At 63.1% G+C, this 14,657-nt stretch carries 16 protein-coding genes; 6 read left to right on the forward strand and 10 right to left on the reverse strand.

Going from position 1 to position 14,657, the window contains the following annotated elements:
- The 5 genes from ENZ75_RS04980 to ENZ75_RS05000 all read left to right on the forward strand — a co-directional run.
- A partial coding sequence (locus ENZ75_RS04980; protein ID WP_164887731.1) for an ABC transporter substrate-binding protein occupies positions 1–1,441 on the forward strand: 1,441 nt, incomplete at its 5' end.
- A gap of 50 nt (positions 1,442–1,491) precedes the next feature.
- The gene (locus ENZ75_RS04985) at positions 1,492–2,499 is read left to right on the forward strand and encodes an ABC transporter permease subunit (RefSeq protein WP_063169936.1); all 1,008 of its coding nucleotides are present in this window, start codon (positions 1,492–1,494) and stop codon (positions 2,497–2,499) included.
- 70 nt (positions 2,500–2,569) lie between these two features.
- The gene (locus tag ENZ75_RS04990) at positions 2,570–3,424 is read left to right on the forward strand and encodes an ABC transporter permease subunit (RefSeq protein WP_224618710.1); all 855 of its coding nucleotides are present in this window, start codon (positions 2,570–2,572) and stop codon (positions 3,422–3,424) included.
- Between the two features lie 2 nt (positions 3,425–3,426).
- Positions 3,427–4,281, forward strand: coding sequence for an ABC transporter ATP-binding protein (locus tag ENZ75_RS04995; protein WP_024503389.1), 855 nt, complete (start codon positions 3,427–3,429; stop codon positions 4,279–4,281).
- Entirely contained in the window at positions 4,281–5,111 is an 831-nt protein-coding gene (locus ENZ75_RS05000; protein WP_128277932.1) for a dipeptide ABC transporter ATP-binding protein, read from the forward strand. The genes ENZ75_RS04995 and ENZ75_RS05000 overlap by 1 nt, the downstream gene beginning before the upstream one ends.
- 523 nt (positions 5,112–5,634) lie before the next feature.
- On the opposite strand, the gene ENZ75_RS05005 is transcribed toward ENZ75_RS05000, so the two are convergent.
- From ENZ75_RS05005 to ENZ75_RS34575, 5 genes are all read right to left on the reverse strand, one after another.
- Positions 5,635–6,075, reverse strand: a complete 441-nt coding sequence (locus ENZ75_RS05005) for a hypothetical protein (protein ID WP_063169939.1) — start codon at positions 6,073–6,075, stop codon at positions 5,635–5,637.
- A gap of 128 nt (positions 6,076–6,203) precedes the next feature.
- On the reverse strand, positions 6,204–7,505 hold the full coding sequence (locus ENZ75_RS05010; RefSeq protein WP_063169940.1) for a cysteine desulfurase-like protein: 1,302 nt from the start codon (positions 7,503–7,505) through the stop codon (positions 6,204–6,206).
- 49 nt (positions 7,506–7,554) lie between these two features.
- On the reverse strand, positions 7,555–8,229 hold the full coding sequence (locus ENZ75_RS05015) for an amino acid ABC transporter permease (protein ID WP_013527987.1): 675 nt from the start codon (positions 8,227–8,229) through the stop codon (positions 7,555–7,557).
- A 149-nt stretch (positions 8,230–8,378) separates the two neighbouring features.
- The gene (locus ENZ75_RS05020) at positions 8,379–9,176 is read right to left on the reverse strand and encodes an ABC transporter substrate-binding protein (RefSeq protein ID WP_024503391.1); all 798 of its coding nucleotides are present in this window, start codon (positions 9,174–9,176) and stop codon (positions 8,379–8,381) included.
- Between the two features lie 73 nt (positions 9,177–9,249).
- Positions 9,250–9,570 (reverse strand): hypothetical protein, encoded by a 321-nt coding sequence (locus tag ENZ75_RS34575; RefSeq protein WP_127307831.1) that lies wholly within the window; start codon positions 9,568–9,570, stop codon positions 9,250–9,252.
- 111 nt (positions 9,571–9,681) lie between these two features.
- On the opposite strand from ENZ75_RS34575, the gene ENZ75_RS05025 reads away from it, so the two are divergent.
- Entirely contained in the window at positions 9,682–10,773 is a 1,092-nt protein-coding gene (locus tag ENZ75_RS05025) for an LLM class flavin-dependent oxidoreductase (RefSeq protein ID WP_063169942.1), read from the forward strand.
- 24 nt (positions 10,774–10,797) lie between these two features.
- Here the strand turns inward: ENZ75_RS05025 and ENZ75_RS05030 are convergent, their stop codons facing one another.
- From ENZ75_RS05030 to ENZ75_RS05050, 5 genes are all read right to left on the reverse strand, one after another.
- Complete coding sequence (locus tag ENZ75_RS05030; protein WP_063169943.1) at positions 10,798–11,193, reverse strand: RidA family protein; 396 nt, start codon at positions 11,191–11,193, stop codon at positions 10,798–10,800.
- A gap of 77 nt (positions 11,194–11,270) precedes the next feature.
- Positions 11,271–12,419 (reverse strand): acyl-CoA dehydrogenase family protein, encoded by a 1,149-nt coding sequence (locus ENZ75_RS05035; RefSeq protein WP_063169944.1) that lies wholly within the window; start codon positions 12,417–12,419, stop codon positions 11,271–11,273.
- A gap of 75 nt (positions 12,420–12,494) precedes the next feature.
- Positions 12,495–13,307, reverse strand: a complete 813-nt coding sequence (locus ENZ75_RS05040) for an enoyl-CoA hydratase family protein (RefSeq protein WP_063169945.1) — start codon at positions 13,305–13,307, stop codon at positions 12,495–12,497.
- A complete protein-coding gene (locus tag ENZ75_RS05045) occupies positions 13,304–13,774 on the reverse strand; it encodes a MarR family transcriptional regulator (RefSeq protein WP_063169946.1) in 471 nt (156 codons plus the stop codon). Before ENZ75_RS05045 ends, ENZ75_RS05040 begins: the two co-directional genes overlap by 4 nt.
- Positions 13,768–14,541, reverse strand: a complete 774-nt coding sequence (locus tag ENZ75_RS05050) for an SDR family NAD(P)-dependent oxidoreductase (RefSeq protein ID WP_063169947.1) — start codon at positions 14,539–14,541, stop codon at positions 13,768–13,770. Before ENZ75_RS05050 ends, ENZ75_RS05045 begins: the two co-directional genes overlap by 7 nt.
- Positions 14,542–14,657: the final 116 nt, after the last annotated feature.

Below are 14,657 nucleotides of genomic sequence, written 5' to 3' on the forward strand. Positions count from 1 at the left end.
CTCGCGCACCGTCTTCAACCGCCTCGTCGAATTCGATCACGGCAAGACGACGACCTCGCCGGGCCTGGCCGAAAGCTGGACGATCTCCGACGATGGCAAGGAATATGTCTTCAAGCTGCGCAAGGGCGTCAAGTTCGCCGCCACCGACTATTTCACCCCGACGCGCGACTTCAACGCCGACGACGTGGTGTTCTCGTTCGAACGTCAGGTCGACAAGAACGGTCCCTGGTTCCAGTACATTCCGGGCATTGCCTACCAGTATTACAATGACCAGTTCGGCGACAACATCACCAAGGTCGAGAAGGTCGATGACCTGACGGTGAAGTTCACCCTCAAGGAGCCGGCGATCACCTTCATTCCGACGCTGGGCATGGATTTTGCCTCCGTCGTCTCCAAGGAATATGCCGACAAGCTGCAGGCCGACAAGACGCCTGAGCTGTTCAACCAGAAGCCGATCGGCACCGGCCCGTTCATCTTCGTCGACTACCAGACCGACGCCGCCATCCGCTACAAGGCCAACCCGGACTATTGGGGCGGCAAGCAGAAGATCGACGATCTGGTCTTCGCCATCACCACCGATCCGGCCGTGCGCGCACAGAAGCTCAAGGCCGGCGAATGCAACATCATGTCGTACCCGGCACCGGCCGACATCGCCGGCCTGCAGGCCGATGCGAACCTGAAGGTCGAGGAGCAGGAAGGCCTCAATGTCGGCGCGCTGATGTACAACACCCAGCAGAAGCCGTTCGACGACGTGCGCGTGCGCAAGGCGCTCAACATGGCCATCAACAAGAAGGCCATCATCGACGCGGTCTTCCAGGGTGCCGGCCAGGTGGCGGTCAACCCGATCCCGCCGACCATGTGGTCCTACAACAAGGAAGTGAAGGACGATCCGTACGATCCGGATGCAGCCAAGAAGCTGCTTGAAGAGGCCGGCGTCAAGGACCTCAAGATGAACGTCTGGGCCATGCCGGTGTCGCGCCCCTACATGCCGAACGCGCGCCGCACCGCCGAATTGATCCAGGCGGACTTCGCCAAGGTCGGCGTCACCGTCGAGATCGTCAGCTACGATTGGGGTGAATACCTCAAGCGCGCTTCCGCGGTCGATCACGACGGCGCCGTCATCGTCGGCTGGACCGGCGACAATGGCGATCCGGACAACTTCCTCGGCGTGCTCCTGAGCTGCGCTTCCGTCGGTTCGAACAACCGCGCGGAATGGTGCAACAAGGACTTCGATGCGCTCATCAACAAGGCCAAGACCGTTTCGGATCAGGCCGAGCGCACCAAGCTCTATGAACAGGCACAGGTCATCTTCAAGGAACAGGCACCCTGGGCGACGCTCGCTCACTCCAAGGTGTTCATGCCGATGCAGAAGACCGTCACCGGCTTTGCGATGGATCCGCTCGGTATCCACCGCTTCGACGGCGTCGATATCGCCGAATAAGGTTGCGAAACGGGGGCGCCACCATGTGGTGACGCCCCCACTCGCCCGCCATGCTGCGTTATATCCTCGGCAAGCTCGCCCTCATCATCCCGACCTTCATCGGGATAACCATCCTCGCCTTTGGCTTCGTGCGCATCCTGCCCGGTGATCCGGTGCTGGTGCTTGCGGGCGAACGCGGCCTGTCGCCCGAACGCCACACGGCGCTCATGCACCAGTTCGGTTTCGACCTGCCGATCTGGCAACAATATCTGACCTATCTGACGAACATCCTCGGCGGTGATTTCGGCACCTCGTTTTCCACCAAGACACCGGTGCTCAAGGACTTCCTTGTCCGCTTTCCGGCAACGGTCGAGCTCGCCATCTTCGCCATGATCTTTGCCGTCATCCTGGGTGTGGCCGCCGGCATTTTCGCTGCCATCCGCCGCGGCTCCTGGTTCGACCAACTGACCATGGGCACGGCGCTGGCCGGCTATTCCATGCCGATCTTCTGGTGGGGTCTGCTGCTGATCATCGTGTTCTCCGGCATGCTGCACTGGACGCCGGTTTCAGGCCGCATCGACCTCCTCTACTTCTTCAAGCCGGTGACCGGCTTCATGACCATCGATTCCCTGATCTCGGGCCAGAAGGGCGCCTTCCGTTCGGCGCTGTCGCACCTGATCTTGCCGACCATCGTGCTCGGCACCATTCCGCTCGCCGTCATCGCGAGGCAGACGCGCTCGGCGATGCTCGAGGTGCTGGGTGAGGACTATGTCCGCACCGCGCGCGCCAAGGGCCTGGCGCCGCGTAGGGTCATCGGCCTGCACGCCTTCCGCAACGCGCTGATCCCGGTCGTCACCACCATCGGCCTGCAGGTCGGCACGCTGCTCACCGGCGCCATCCTGACCGAGAGCATCTTCTCCTGGCCCGGCATCGGCAAATGGATGATCGACGCCATTTCCAAGCGCGACTATTTCACCGTGCAGGGCGGGTTGCTTTTGATCGCGCTGATCGTCATGTCGGTGAACCTCATCGTCGACGTGCTCTACGCCGTCATCAACCCACGCATCCGGGCCAACTGACATGAGCAATGAAGGCCCCGCCACCATCGAAGCCGCGACCGTCGTCAAGCCGCAGGACGCCAGGTTGCAGATGTTCGGCGAGTTCTGGCATTACTTCTCCGTCAACAAGGGCGCGGTGATCGGGCTCTTCGTCTTCGCGCTGCTGATCCTGATCGCCATTTTCGCGCCGCTGCTGGCGCCGCATTCGCCGGACGATCAGTTCCGCGACTTCTTCCTGACGCCGCCGGCCTGGCAGGAGGGCGGCAATGCGCAGTTCCTGCTCGGCACCGACGCCGTCGGCCGCGATATGCTGTCGCGCCTGATCTACGGCTCGCGCTTCTCGCTCGCCATCGGCTTCGTCGTTGTCACGTCAGCGCTGATTTCAGGCGTCATCCTCGGCCTGCTCGCCGGCTACTGCCGCGGCTGGGTCGACACGCTGATCATGCGCATCATGGACATCATCCTGGCCTTCCCGTCGCTGCTCTTGGCCCTGGTGCTGGTCGCGGTGCTTGGCCCCGGCCTCGTCAACGCCATGATCGCCATCGCCTTCGTGCTGCAGCCGCATTTCGCCCGGCTCACCCGCGCCGCCGTGATGGCCGAAAAGACCCGCGAATATGTCGTCTCGGCCAAGGTCGCCGGCGCCAGCCATCTCAGGCTGATGCTGGTCACCATCCTGCCAAACTGCATCGCGCCGTTGATCGTGCAGGCGACGCTGTCCTTCTCCAACGCCATCCTCGAGGCGGCGGCCCTTGGCTTCCTCGGCATGGGCGCGCAGCCGCCGACGCCGGAATGGGGCACCATGCTGGCCGAAGCGCGCGAGTTCATCCTGCGCGCCTGGTGGGTGGTGACCTTCCCTGGCCTCGCCATCCTGATCACCGTCTTTGCCATCAACCTGATCGGCGACGGTCTGCGCGACGCGCTCGACCCCAAGCTGAAGAGGTCCTGAGCATGCCTCTGCTCGAGATCAAGAACCTCACCGTTTCCTTCGACACCGCGGCCGGACCGTTCATGGCCGTGCAAGGTATCGACCTGTCGATCGAGCCGCGCGAAGTGCTGGCGATCGTCGGCGAGTCCGGCTCCGGCAAGTCGGTGTCGATGCTGGCGGTGATGGGGCTGTTGCCCAACACGGCAACCGTCAAGGCCGACCGCATGGCCTTCGACGGCGTCGATCTGCTGAAGCTCAGCCCGTCCGAACGCCGCAAGATCGTCGGCAAGGACATCTCGATGATCTTCCAGGAGCCGATCGCCAGCCTCAACCCGTGCTTCACCGTCGGGTTCCAGATCGAGGAGGTGCTGCGCTTCCACATGGGCATGGACCGCGCCCAGCGCCGGGCGCGTGCCATCGAACTGATGAAGCTGGTCGGCATCGCCGACCCTGAAGAGCGGCTGAGTTCCTTCCCGCACCAGATGTCCGGCGGCCAGTGCCAGCGCGTCATGATCGCCATCGCCATTGCCTGCAATCCGAAACTGCTGATCGCCGACGAGCCGACCACGGCGCTCGACGTCACCATCCAGAAGCAGATCCTCGATCTGCTGGTTTCGCTGCAGGCCAAATACGGCATGGGCCTGATCATGATCACCCACAATATGGGCGTGGTGGCCGAGACCGCTGACCGCGTCATCGTCCAGTACAAGGGCCGCAAGATGGAAGAGGCCGACGTGCTGTCGCTGTTTGAATCGCCAAAGAGCAATTACACGCGGGCGCTGTTGTCGGCCTTGCCGGAAAACGCCGTCGGCGACCGGCTGCCGACCGTTTCCGACATGATGTTCGAGCCGGCGCCTTCTGCTGCGGGAGCCACCTGATGAGCACCACGGTTCTCGAAGGCAAGAACATCGTCCGCGACTACCACATCGGCGGCGGCCTGTTCACCGGGCCGCGCACCGTGCACGCGGTCAAGGGCGTCTCGTTCAAGGTCGACAAGGGCAAGACGCTGGCCATTGTCGGCGAAAGCGGCTGCGGCAAGTCAACGCTTGCCCGCATCATCACGCTGATCGATCCGGCGACATCGGGCGAATTGTTCATCGACGGCAACAAGGTCGACATCGCCAAGGGCGGATTGACCAAGGAGATGCGCCGCAAGGTGCAGATCGTCTTCCAGAACCCCTACGGATCGCTCAATCCGCGCCAGAAGATCGGCGACGTGCTGGGCGAGCCGCTTTTGATCAACACCGACAAGCCGGCGGCCGAGCGGCGCGACCTGGCGATGAAGATGCTGAAGAAGGTCGGGCTCGGTCACGAACATTACAATCGCTATCCGCATATGTTCTCCGGCGGCCAGCGCCAGCGCATCGCCATTGCCCGCGCGCTGATGCTCAATCCGAGCCTGCTGGTGCTGGACGAGCCGGTCTCGGCGCTCGATCTGTCGGTGCAGGCGCAGGTGCTCAACCTGCTCGCCGACCTGCAGGACGAGTTCCAGCTGACCTACGTCTTCATCAGCCACGATCTGTCCGTGGTACGCTACATCGCCGACGATGTGATGGTGATGTATTTCGGCGAAGCGGTGGAATACGGCTCGCGCGACGAGGTCTTCGCCGACCCCAAGCACAGCTACACCAGGACGCTGTTCGTCGCGACGCCGCGCGCCGACGTCGCGTCGATCAAAGCGAGGCTGGCGAAGAAGAAGGCCGCCTGAGGCTTTTCGTCATCCTAGGTCGTGAACTCATAAATGCAGTATGACCGCGATGATTGGGAAGCAGGGCAAAGGGGCTGGCTTAGCCCTCTACACCCCATTTTAATTGGCTGGCATCGATGACGTCTGATCCCATGTACTCAACAAAATAGCTTCGTATCCTTTGGCGATGCCGATCCCATCTGGGGGACATTCGCTCACTCTTGTTCTCAATTTCAGCTAGAAAGACCCATTCCACGAATTGGTCCGCTGTGACATCACCGGATTGAGGGATAAAATCGGTGACATGCATGAATTTGTCGCCGTGCATTCCTCCGCAATACCCATGACCAGCACAGACCGCGTGCATGAGCGAGTCGAATCTATTCTTTACTTTCATGGAACATGCGCGATGGTGAAGCGGGATGCCTAGGCGCGCTGCGACAGCATATATCCTTGGGTGTAGATCCGCAATGGAGTCGTTTTTCGACCGGGACCTTCATATTATTGCGGAGTCTGAATCAGATTCCGCCGCAGTATGAAAGTCTCAGCCGGAGGGGTCCTCAGCGGCCAGTGGTGTTTCCCGTGTCAGCAACCAATCTTGAGCCACGATCTCAATTGTGTCGTCACGGAAGTAGAACAGGAATTGACGGGAGGTCGGCAAATCCGCCGACAAGACATCCCAATCGTCATCCTCGACGACCCGAGTGTCGCCCATAACCTCGTAGAACTCGCCCCATTTCGGAGCCTGACCGCCGTAAAGCCCTTTTCCTGCAAACCATGCATGATCGTTCGTCGCGTCCCAACGAAAACGACTGCAGCCGAGGAATCGTAGCGTCGCAATTTCTCCAGGCTCGGCACTGTAGGCCCACGGGTTAAGACGAAAGGAAAGGCGGACGCTGTTGCCTTCGACTACCAGCTCTATGTCAGGAGCATTGGGCTCGGCATTCCAATCGGTGTTCAAGTGCTGGAACGATAAATTGGCCATCAGCCATCTTGCATGCTGGGAGGGCAGTTTTCCACCTATCGCAGTCCTTTTTCATTTATCAGTACAGGGCCTAGGGCGAAGCGTCGCGCAGACCCCAGGATTACGACCCCCAATGTAGCCGCAGCCTACTACTCGACCGGCCCGAAGGCCGCAGCTCGGGACAACTTCGCGACAATCGCACGCAGAGCTTCGCCGAAGCGCCGGACTTCCTCGACCGTGTTGTAGTGGACCAACGAGGCGCGGATGGCGCCGCTGTCCATCGAGAGGTTGAGACGCTTCATCAGCCGTGGCGCGTACATGTGGCCGTCGCGGATGCCGATCTGCATCTCGGCCATTTCCTCGACGACCCGCTGCGGCGATAGTTTGCCGATGTTGAAGCAGAAGGTCGGCACGCGCTCATGGATGCGCGCCTCGTCGGCAACGCCGTAGATGGTTGCCCCGCAATCCTTCAGCACGGCCAGCATCTCGCGCGCCAGCACCAGCTCGTAGTCGCGGATGGCGCCCATGCCGGCAACGATGTTTTCGCGTCGGGAGCGGTTGTTGGACGGCGCCAGATTGCGGCCGATCAGTTCCAGATACTGCACCGCCGCATCCATGCCGGAAACGTTCTCGTAGATGAAGGTGCCGGCCTCGACCTTGTAGGGCGGCTCGTCGGGGATGAAGTCCTCGCGAAAGGTCGGCAGCCGCTTCAGCGTTTCGAAACGGCCCCACAGGAAGCCCATATGCGGCGAGAAATTCTTGTAGCCGGAGCAGACGAGATAGTCGCAATCCCAGGCCTGCACGTCGATCAGTCCATGCGGCCCGTAATGCACGCAGTCGAGGAACACTTCGGCGCCGGCCGCATGCGCGATCCCAGCCACCGCAGCGACATCGACGATCGAGCCGATCGAGTGCGCCGTGACCGTGCAGGCGACCAGGCGGGTGCGGTCCGAGACCAGCGGACGCAGATCGTCGACATGCAGATTGCCGTCCTCACGCATCCGCCACCATTTGAATTTCGCACCGGCCGATTCCAGCGCCAGCCAAGTCGCGATGTTGGCGTCATGATCCATGTCGGTGACGACGATCTCGTCGCGCTCTTGCAGCATCTGGCCGATGCCGAGGCTGACCAGGCGGATGAACGAGGTGGCATTCATGCCGAAGCAGATTTCCGCCGGGCTGTAGGCGTTGATGAGCAGAGCGACGCTTGTCCGCGCATCGGCGACCGATTGGTCGACGGTGACGCTGCGGCCATAGCGGCCGCCACGCTGCACATTGTGCGAAACCAGATGATTGGTCACCGCGTCGAGCACGCTCTGCGGGATCTGCGCGCCGGCGGCGTTGTCCAAAAAGATGAAATCGCCGGCCCGCTGCAAGGCTGGAAACATGGCGCGGATGGTGTCGACGGGGAACGCGGTGGCATTCGCATTGTCGGTTTGATGCTTATTCACGGGTAGGCTCCTGCGGAGGGCTTGGACGGGGTGGGATCGGTTGGCGAGGTCAGCGCTTCTTTTCGGTCTTGAAGCGCTCTTCAAGCAGGCTGACGAGGCGGACCATCGGCCAGAGGAAGATGAGATAGACAAGGGCGGCGCCGATCAGCGGCGATGGGTTGGCGTAGAGCGACTGCGCGTTGGTCGCTTCCTTCAAGAGTTCCGGCAGCGCCACGGTGGAGGCGAGCGAGGTGTCCTTGAACATCGAGACGCAGTTGCTGGTCATCGGCGGGATGACGACGCGGATCGCTTGCGGCAGCACCACCTTGCGCAAGGTCAGGAGGAACGGCAGGCCAAGCGCCTGCGACGCCTCGAACTGGCCACGCGGAATGCTCTCGATGCCGGAGCGGAACACCTCGGCCGAGTAGGCCGACATGATGAAGGCGAAGGCTGTCACCGCCGATGCCCAGGACGACAGGCGTATGCCGAGGAAGGGCAGCGCATAGTAGATCAGGATCAGCACGACCAGCACCGGCAGGGCGCGGAAGATGTCGGTGTAGCCGACCGCGAGCCAGCGCAACGGCTTCGGCGCATAGAGCCGCACCAGGCTGATCCCCAGGCCGATGGGGATGCCGATGCCGATGCTCAAAATGCCGAGCAGCAGCGTGTTCAGGAAGCCGCGCAGCAGCGCCGGCAGGCTGGACATAATGACGTCGGGGTTGAAGAAGGTGTCGATCAGCGACATGGGAGCGTTCCCGAACCCCAGAGCAAAGAATGCTCACGTTAAACTCATGGGCCGCCGAGGGCAGGAGATCTGCGGCAGAAGCCGGCGGCCAGGCGTGAAAGAATCGTGCCGGCCTGGAAAGCCGGCACGATGTTACCGCAGCCTTCAGCTCAGGCCTTCGGCAGCGGCATTTCCTTCATGGTCGAAGAGTCGGCGGGCGCGTCGCTGCCGAACCACTTCTTGTGGATCGCGGCCAGCGTGCCGTCCTTCTTCATCGCGCTCAGCGCATCGTTCAGCTTGCCGAGCAGCGGGTGGTCCTTGGTCATCATCAGGCCGTATTGCTCACCGGTCTTGATGCGCTCCTTGACCACCAGGTCCTTCATCTTGGTGAAGGAATATTCCATGCCCGGAATGTCGCTGACTGCCGCATCGACGCGGCCGGCGCTGAGGTCGAGCAGCAGGTTCTGCTGCGTGTCGTAGCCCTTCACGTCGCTGAAGCCGTCGGCTTCCTGATGCGCCTTGACCCAGGTTTCGCCGGTCGAACCGGACAGCACGCCGATGATCTTGCCCTTGAGGTCGGCCTCGGCCTTGATCGGGCTGTCGGCCTTGGTGGCGATGCCCATATCGGAATCATAATAGGGCTGCGTGAACGACTGTGACTTCAGCCGCTCCGCCGTGATGGTGATCGACGAGATGGCGACGTCGATGCGCTTCGAGGTGGTGGCGGCAAACAGCGCCTGGAAGCCGAGATCGGCGATGTCGGTGGTCATGCCGATGCGCTTGGCGGCTTCGTTGACGATGTCGACCTCGAAGCCTTCGAAAGTGCCGCTCTCGTTCTTGAATTCGAAGGGCGGGTTGGTCGGGTAGGCGCCGACATTGAGCACATCCGCGGCATAAGCGGTGGCGGGGCCGGCGGCGATGCCGATGGCGGCGGCGAGAAGAAGCAATTTGCGACGCGTGAAGCTCATTTTTGTTCCCTCTGTTGTTGATCGGGCGGGTTGCTCCCGCACGGTTTTTTGCCGCCCCGCTTCACGCAGGGCGTCAATTCATGGCAGCGACCATGCGGTCACGGTTGGCGATGTTGTGTGTTGCAGACCGCGAATCCGCGCGCACGTCATCGAAGGCATGGCGCGTGTTGGATGATGACTGGGGCAGTATGAACGACAAGAACTGAGACTCCCACCCGGAGCACCCACGATGGACTGGCCGGCACGATGGACTGGTCTGCTCGATGGACTGGCCGGCAAGCCCGTCCGGCACGGCAATCGCCATCGACTCCGGAATGCTTATCCAAAGTGCGGCGCTTTTCAAGGCGAAAGTTTTAAGCTTAAAAAGCTGCGATGTCCGTTGCGTGGTGGACACGGTGCGGCCCGCTGGAACCGATACCCGCGAGCGATGGTGACGCCAAGCTATTTCAGGCTTGAAATATTTCCGCGCGGGCCTAGCGTGCGATCTTCGCCGGGAGGTCGCGACGTGAACAAACCACACCCTTTGCACGGCTCGAACAGACTGAAGCTTGGCGTCTTTTCGACCAATGCCGATGGCGGGCTTGCCATCACCGATGTGCCGGAGCGCTGGGCGGCGAGCTGGCAGGACAATGTGACCGCAGCCCAGATCGCCGACCGCGCCGGGCTGGAGTTCATGCTGCCGATCGCGCGTTGGCGCGGCTTCGGCGGCCGCAACAAGGTGCGCGAATGGTCGTTCGAGACCTTCACCTGGGCGGCGGCACTCGCCATGGCCACCGAGCAGATCGGCCTGTTCATGACCGTGCATGTGCCGCTGGTGCATCCGCTCTATGCCGCCAAGGCGCTGGCGACGGTCGACCATATCAGCCAGGGACGCGCGGGCTTGAACATCGTCTGCGGCTGGAACCCGAAGGAATTCGGCATGTTCGGCACGCCTTTGGTCGAGAAGGGCTACGATCAGGCGGCCGAATGGATCGAAATCCTGGAAAAGCTTTATGCGTCGGCCGAGCCGCTCGATTACGAAGGCACTTATTACCGCCTCAAGGAGGCTGTCAGCCGGCCGGCCAGTCTGCAGGTTCCGCGCCCCGTGACCATGAACGCCGCCTTCGGCGGGCCGGGCCGCGATTTCGCTGCCGCCCGGTGCGATTATCTGTTCACGACATTTTCGGAAATGAGCGATGCCGGCAAGCATGTCGCCGACATCAGCGAGCGGGCCGATAAGGCAGGCCGCGATGTCGGCGTCTACACCGTGGCGCATGTCGTCTGCCGCCCGACGATGGAAGAGGCGCAGGCCTACTACACGCGCTACGCCGTCGATATGGCCGACCATGACGCCGTCGATGCCCACATGGCCGGCAAGAAGGAATTCTCGCAATCGCACGACCCGCACGCCTATGACCGCTACCGGCAGCGTTTCGCCGGCGGCGCCGGCACCTACCCGCTGATCGGAACGCCGGAAACGATCGCCGCCGACATGGTCGCAATTGCCGGGCACGGCTATCAGGGCATCGCGCTGTCCTTCGTCAACTACACGCAAGAACTGCCCTATTTCTGCGATCACGTGCTGCCGATCTTGAGGCAGGCGGGGCTTCGCGAATAATTTATTCCTGAGGCAGCCAATAATTTATTCCGGAATGACGGCGGTGGCCTGGATTTCGATCTTGGCGCGATCCTCGACCAGCGCCACCACCTGCATGGCGGCCATCGCCGGAAAATGCCGGCCGATGACCTCGCGATAGGCCTCGCCGATACCCCTGAGATTGGCAAGGTATTCGGCCTTGTCGGTGAAGTACCAGGTCATCGAGGTGATGTGCTGCGGCCCCGCGCCGGCTTCCGCCAGCACCGCGACGATGTTCTGAAGCGTTTGCCGCACCTGGCCGACGAAGTCGTCGGTTTCGAACTGGCATTGGCCGTTCCAGCCGACCTGTCCGCCAACGAAGACGAGCCGACCGCGCGCCGCGACGCCGTTGGCGTAGCCGACAGGTTTGGCCCAGCCTTCCGGCTGCAGAATCTGGTGCATTTCAGTCTCCCGATTCGTCAAAACTCGGTTCGCAATATCCATTGTCAAAACAGTCTGGTCCGTGGGCGCGACCTGCTTCAGGCCGCGCCCATCACTTGCCGCGCAATCACCACTTTCTGCACGTCGGAGGCACCCTCATAGATGCGCAGCGCGCGGATCTCGCGATACAGGCTTTCGACGATGTGGCCTTTGCGGACGCCGTCGCCGCCGTGCAGCTGCACGGCCTTGTCGATCACCTCTTGCGCCCTGTCGGTGGCAAACAGCTTGGCCATCGCCGCCTCGCGGGTGACGCGGGGCGCACCCATGTCCTTGGTCCAGGCGGCGCGGTAGACCAGCAGCGCCGCCGCATCGACATCGAGCGCCATGTCGGCGATGTGCCCCTGCACCATTTGCAATTCGGCCATCGGCGCGCCGAATAGTTTGCGCTCGGCCACGCGTTTGATGCTTTCATCCAGTGCACGGCGGGCAAAGCCGAGTGCCGCCGCACCGACGGTCGAGCGGAACACATCGAGCACCGACATGGCGATGCGGAAGCCGTCGCCTGGCTTGCCGATCAGTGCGGTGGCCGGCAGGCGGACCCGCTCGAAAGACAGCCGCGCCAGCGGATGCGGCGCGATCACTTCGAGCCGTTCGGCGATGCCAAGGCCCTTGGCGTCGCCAGGCACGAGGAAAGCGGAAAGTCCCTTGGCGCCCGGCGCCTCGCCGGTGCGGGCAAAGACGACATAGAGGTCGGCGATGCCGCCATTGGAGATCCAGGTTTTTTCGCCTGTAAGAACGTAGCTGTCGCCGTCGCGGGTCGCCGTCATTTCCGTGTTGGCGACATCTGATCCCGAGCGCGGCTCCGACAGGGCGAAGGCTGATATCGCCTTGCCGGCGCGCGTCTTCGAAAGCCATTGCCGCTGCTCCACCGTGCCGAACAGGCTGAGCGCGCCGGTGCCCAGCCCCTGCATGGCGAAGGCGAAATCGGCCAACCCGTCATGGCGGGCGAGCGTCTCGCGCGTGATGCACAAAGTGCGGACGTCGAGGGGACCCGGGTTGTCGGTGTCGAGCGCCGTTGGCTTCAGCCAGCCGTCTCGGCCGAGCTTGCTGACCAGCTCGCGGCAGGCGGCGTCGACATCATGGTGATCGACTGGGAGGTTGGTCGTGCACCATGTCTCGAGGTGCTCGGCTAGTTCGCGATGGCGGTCTTCGAAGAACGGCCAGGAGAGGAAGGAACGGTCAGGCATTGGTGGCCCCGCTATTGAGGCCTTGCGCACTACGGCGCCCCCCTCCCGCCAACGTCTCCACGCAAAGCATCATCCTCAATCCCCCTCGAACACCGGCTTTTCCTTGGCCACGAACGCCTTGTAGGCGCGTTCGAAGTCGCGGGTCTGCATGCAGATCGCTTGCGCCTGCGCTTCCGCCTCGATCGCCTGGTCGAGGCCCATCGACCATTCCTGGTTGAGCTGGGTCTTGGTGATGCCGTGCGCGAAGGTCGGGCCGGAGACGATGCGCGCCGCCATGTCGAGCGCGTCGGCTTCAAGCGCGGCGGCATCGACCAGCCGGTTGTAGAAACCCCAGCGTTCGCCTTCATCAGCCGTCATGGTGCGGCCGGTGTAGAGCAGTTCGGCGGCGCGGCCCTGGCCGATGATGCGCGGCAGGATCGCGCAGGCGCCCATGTCGCAGCCGGCGAGGCCGACGCGGGTGAACAGGAATGCGGTCTTGGCTTCCGGCGTGGCGATGCGGATGTCGGAGCTCATCGCAATGATGGCGCCGGCGCCGACCGCGACGCCGTCGACCGCCGCAATGATCGGCCTGCCGCAATTCAGCATCGCCTTGACGAAATCGCCGGTCATGCGGGTGAAGACCAGGAGCTCCTTCATGTCCATTTTGACCAGCGGGCCGATAATGTCGTGGACATCGCCGCCGGAGCAGAAATTGCCGCCATTGGAAAGGAACACCACGGCGTCGACATCGTCGGCATAGACGAGGTCGCGGAACGTGTCGCGGAGTTCCGCATAGCTGTCGAAGGTCAGCGGGTTCTTGCGCTCCGGCCGATCGAGCCGGACCTTGGCGATCCTGCCCTCGACCTCCCAGAGGAAATGCTTCGGCTTGCGCCCGGCCATTGCGGTCATTCGCGTCCCTCCCAGTTGCTGCGGAACGAGGTCAGCATGCCGGTCAGCCGGCGCGCGTCGTCCTCACTGACCTTGCCCAGCAATTCGCCGATCCAGCCTTCATGCGCCGCGGCGATCGCGGCAAAGGCCTGCGTGCCTTCCTCGGTCAGCCGCACCATCGAGGTGCGGCGGTCGCCATTGCGCCGCGCGCGGGCGACAAGTCCTTCCGAAACCAGCCGGTCGACGATGCCCGTGACATTGCCGTTAGAGACCAGCAGGAAACGCGACAGGTCGCTCATCAGCATGCCTTCCGGCGCGCGATAAAGCGCTGCCATCACGTCGAAGCGCGGCAGCGTGGTGTTGAAGTCCTTCTTCAGCCGCTCGCGCAGCTCGGCCTCGATCGTGCGCGAGGCGCGCAGCAGCCTGATCCACAGACGCAAGCGGTCCTTGCCGGGTCTCGACGGCGCGGGCAGGGGGCCGGCTACCATGTTTCGCCTCCTGAGATGGAAATCGCCTGTCCGGTGATCGATTGGGCGGCGTCGCCGCACAGCCACAGCACGGCGGCGGCAATTTCATCCGGCTGGATGAAGCGGCCTTGCGGGTTGGTCGAGGCAAGGCTCGATCGCGCTTGTTCGGCCGAGCGGCCGGTCTTTTCGATGATGCGCCGGATGGACTCTTCCAGCATTTCGGTTTCCACAAAGCCTGGGCACACCGCGTTGACGGTGACGCCGGATTTCACTGTTTCGGCGGCAAGCGCCCGCATCAGGCCGATGACGCCATGCTTGGCGGCGACGTAAGACGCGACGTAGGCGTAGCCTTTCAGGCCGGCGGTCGAGGCGATGAAAACAATTCGTCCCGTCTTCCGCGCGGCCATGCCGGCCAGCGCGGGCTTCACCGTCAGGAAGGCGCCGGTCAGATTGACGTCGAGCGTCCGCTGCCAGTCGCTGAGCGCGGTTTTGTGCGCCGGCGCGCTGCCGGCCATGCCGGCATTAGCGACGACGATGTCGAACGGGCCGCGCGCGGCTTGCGCCCTCTCGTAGAGCGCCGCCATTGCCGCCTCGTCGGTGACATCGGCGGCGATGCCAGAGATGCGGTCGTTTTCGCCGGCCACCTTGGCGAGCTCTGCTTCCCGGCGGCCGCAGATGGTGACGCCGATGCCGGCAGCAGCCAGCGCCAGCGCGATGGCCCGCCCGACGCCGGAGCCGCCGCCAGTGACCAGCGCATGCTTGCCGGGTATCGTCGCGGCGGCCGTCATACTTTCAGCCCCGCTGCGGCGTCGCGCTCGGCCAGACGGTAGAGCTGGTCGCGTCCGGGCAGATAGGGATCAGGCCATTTGACACCGCGGTCGCCGAGCGTGACGGCGGCATGCAG

Source organism: Mesorhizobium sp. M7A.F.Ca.CA.002.04.1.1 (assembly GCF_004022805.1).
Taxonomy (GTDB): Bacteria; Pseudomonadota; Alphaproteobacteria; order Rhizobiales; family Rhizobiaceae; genus Mesorhizobium; species Mesorhizobium ciceri.

Bases quoted from the DNA above. Each gene is read 5' to 3' on its own strand.
- ENZ75_RS04985 (WP_063169936.1), top strand. From the start codon at position 1,492: ATGCTGCGTTATATCCTCGGCAAGCTCGCCCTCATCATCCCGACCTTC.
- ENZ75_RS04990 (WP_224618710.1), top strand. From the start codon at position 2,570: ATGTTCGGCGAGTTCTGGCATTACTTCTCCGTCAACAAGGGCGCGGTG.
- ENZ75_RS04995 (WP_024503389.1), top strand. From the start codon at position 3,427: ATGCCTCTGCTCGAGATCAAGAACCTCACCGTTTCCTTCGACACCGCG.
- ENZ75_RS05000 (WP_128277932.1), top strand. From the start codon at position 4,281: ATGAGCACCACGGTTCTCGAAGGCAAGAACATCGTCCGCGACTACCAC.
- ENZ75_RS05005 (WP_063169939.1), bottom strand. From the start codon at position 6,075: ATGGCCAATTTATCGTTCCAGCACTTGAACACCGATTGGAATGCCGAG.
- ENZ75_RS05015 (WP_013527987.1), bottom strand. From the start codon at position 8,229: ATGTCGCTGATCGACACCTTCTTCAACCCCGACGTCATTATGTCCAGC.
- ENZ75_RS05020 (WP_024503391.1), bottom strand. From the start codon at position 9,176: ATGAGCTTCACGCGTCGCAAATTGCTTCTTCTCGCCGCCGCCATCGGC.
- ENZ75_RS05030 (WP_063169943.1), bottom strand. From the start codon at position 11,193: ATGCACCAGATTCTGCAGCCGGAAGGCTGGGCCAAACCTGTCGGCTAC.
- ENZ75_RS05035 (WP_063169944.1), bottom strand. From the start codon at position 12,419: ATGCCTGACCGTTCCTTCCTCTCCTGGCCGTTCTTCGAAGACCGCCAT.
- ENZ75_RS05040 (WP_063169945.1), bottom strand. From the start codon at position 13,307: ATGACCGCAATGGCCGGGCGCAAGCCGAAGCATTTCCTCTGGGAGGTC.
- ENZ75_RS05045 (WP_063169946.1), bottom strand. From the start codon at position 13,774: ATGGTAGCCGGCCCCCTGCCCGCGCCGTCGAGACCCGGCAAGGACCGC.
- ENZ75_RS05050 (WP_063169947.1), bottom strand. From the start codon at position 14,541: ATGACGGCCGCCGCGACGATACCCGGCAAGCATGCGCTGGTCACTGGC.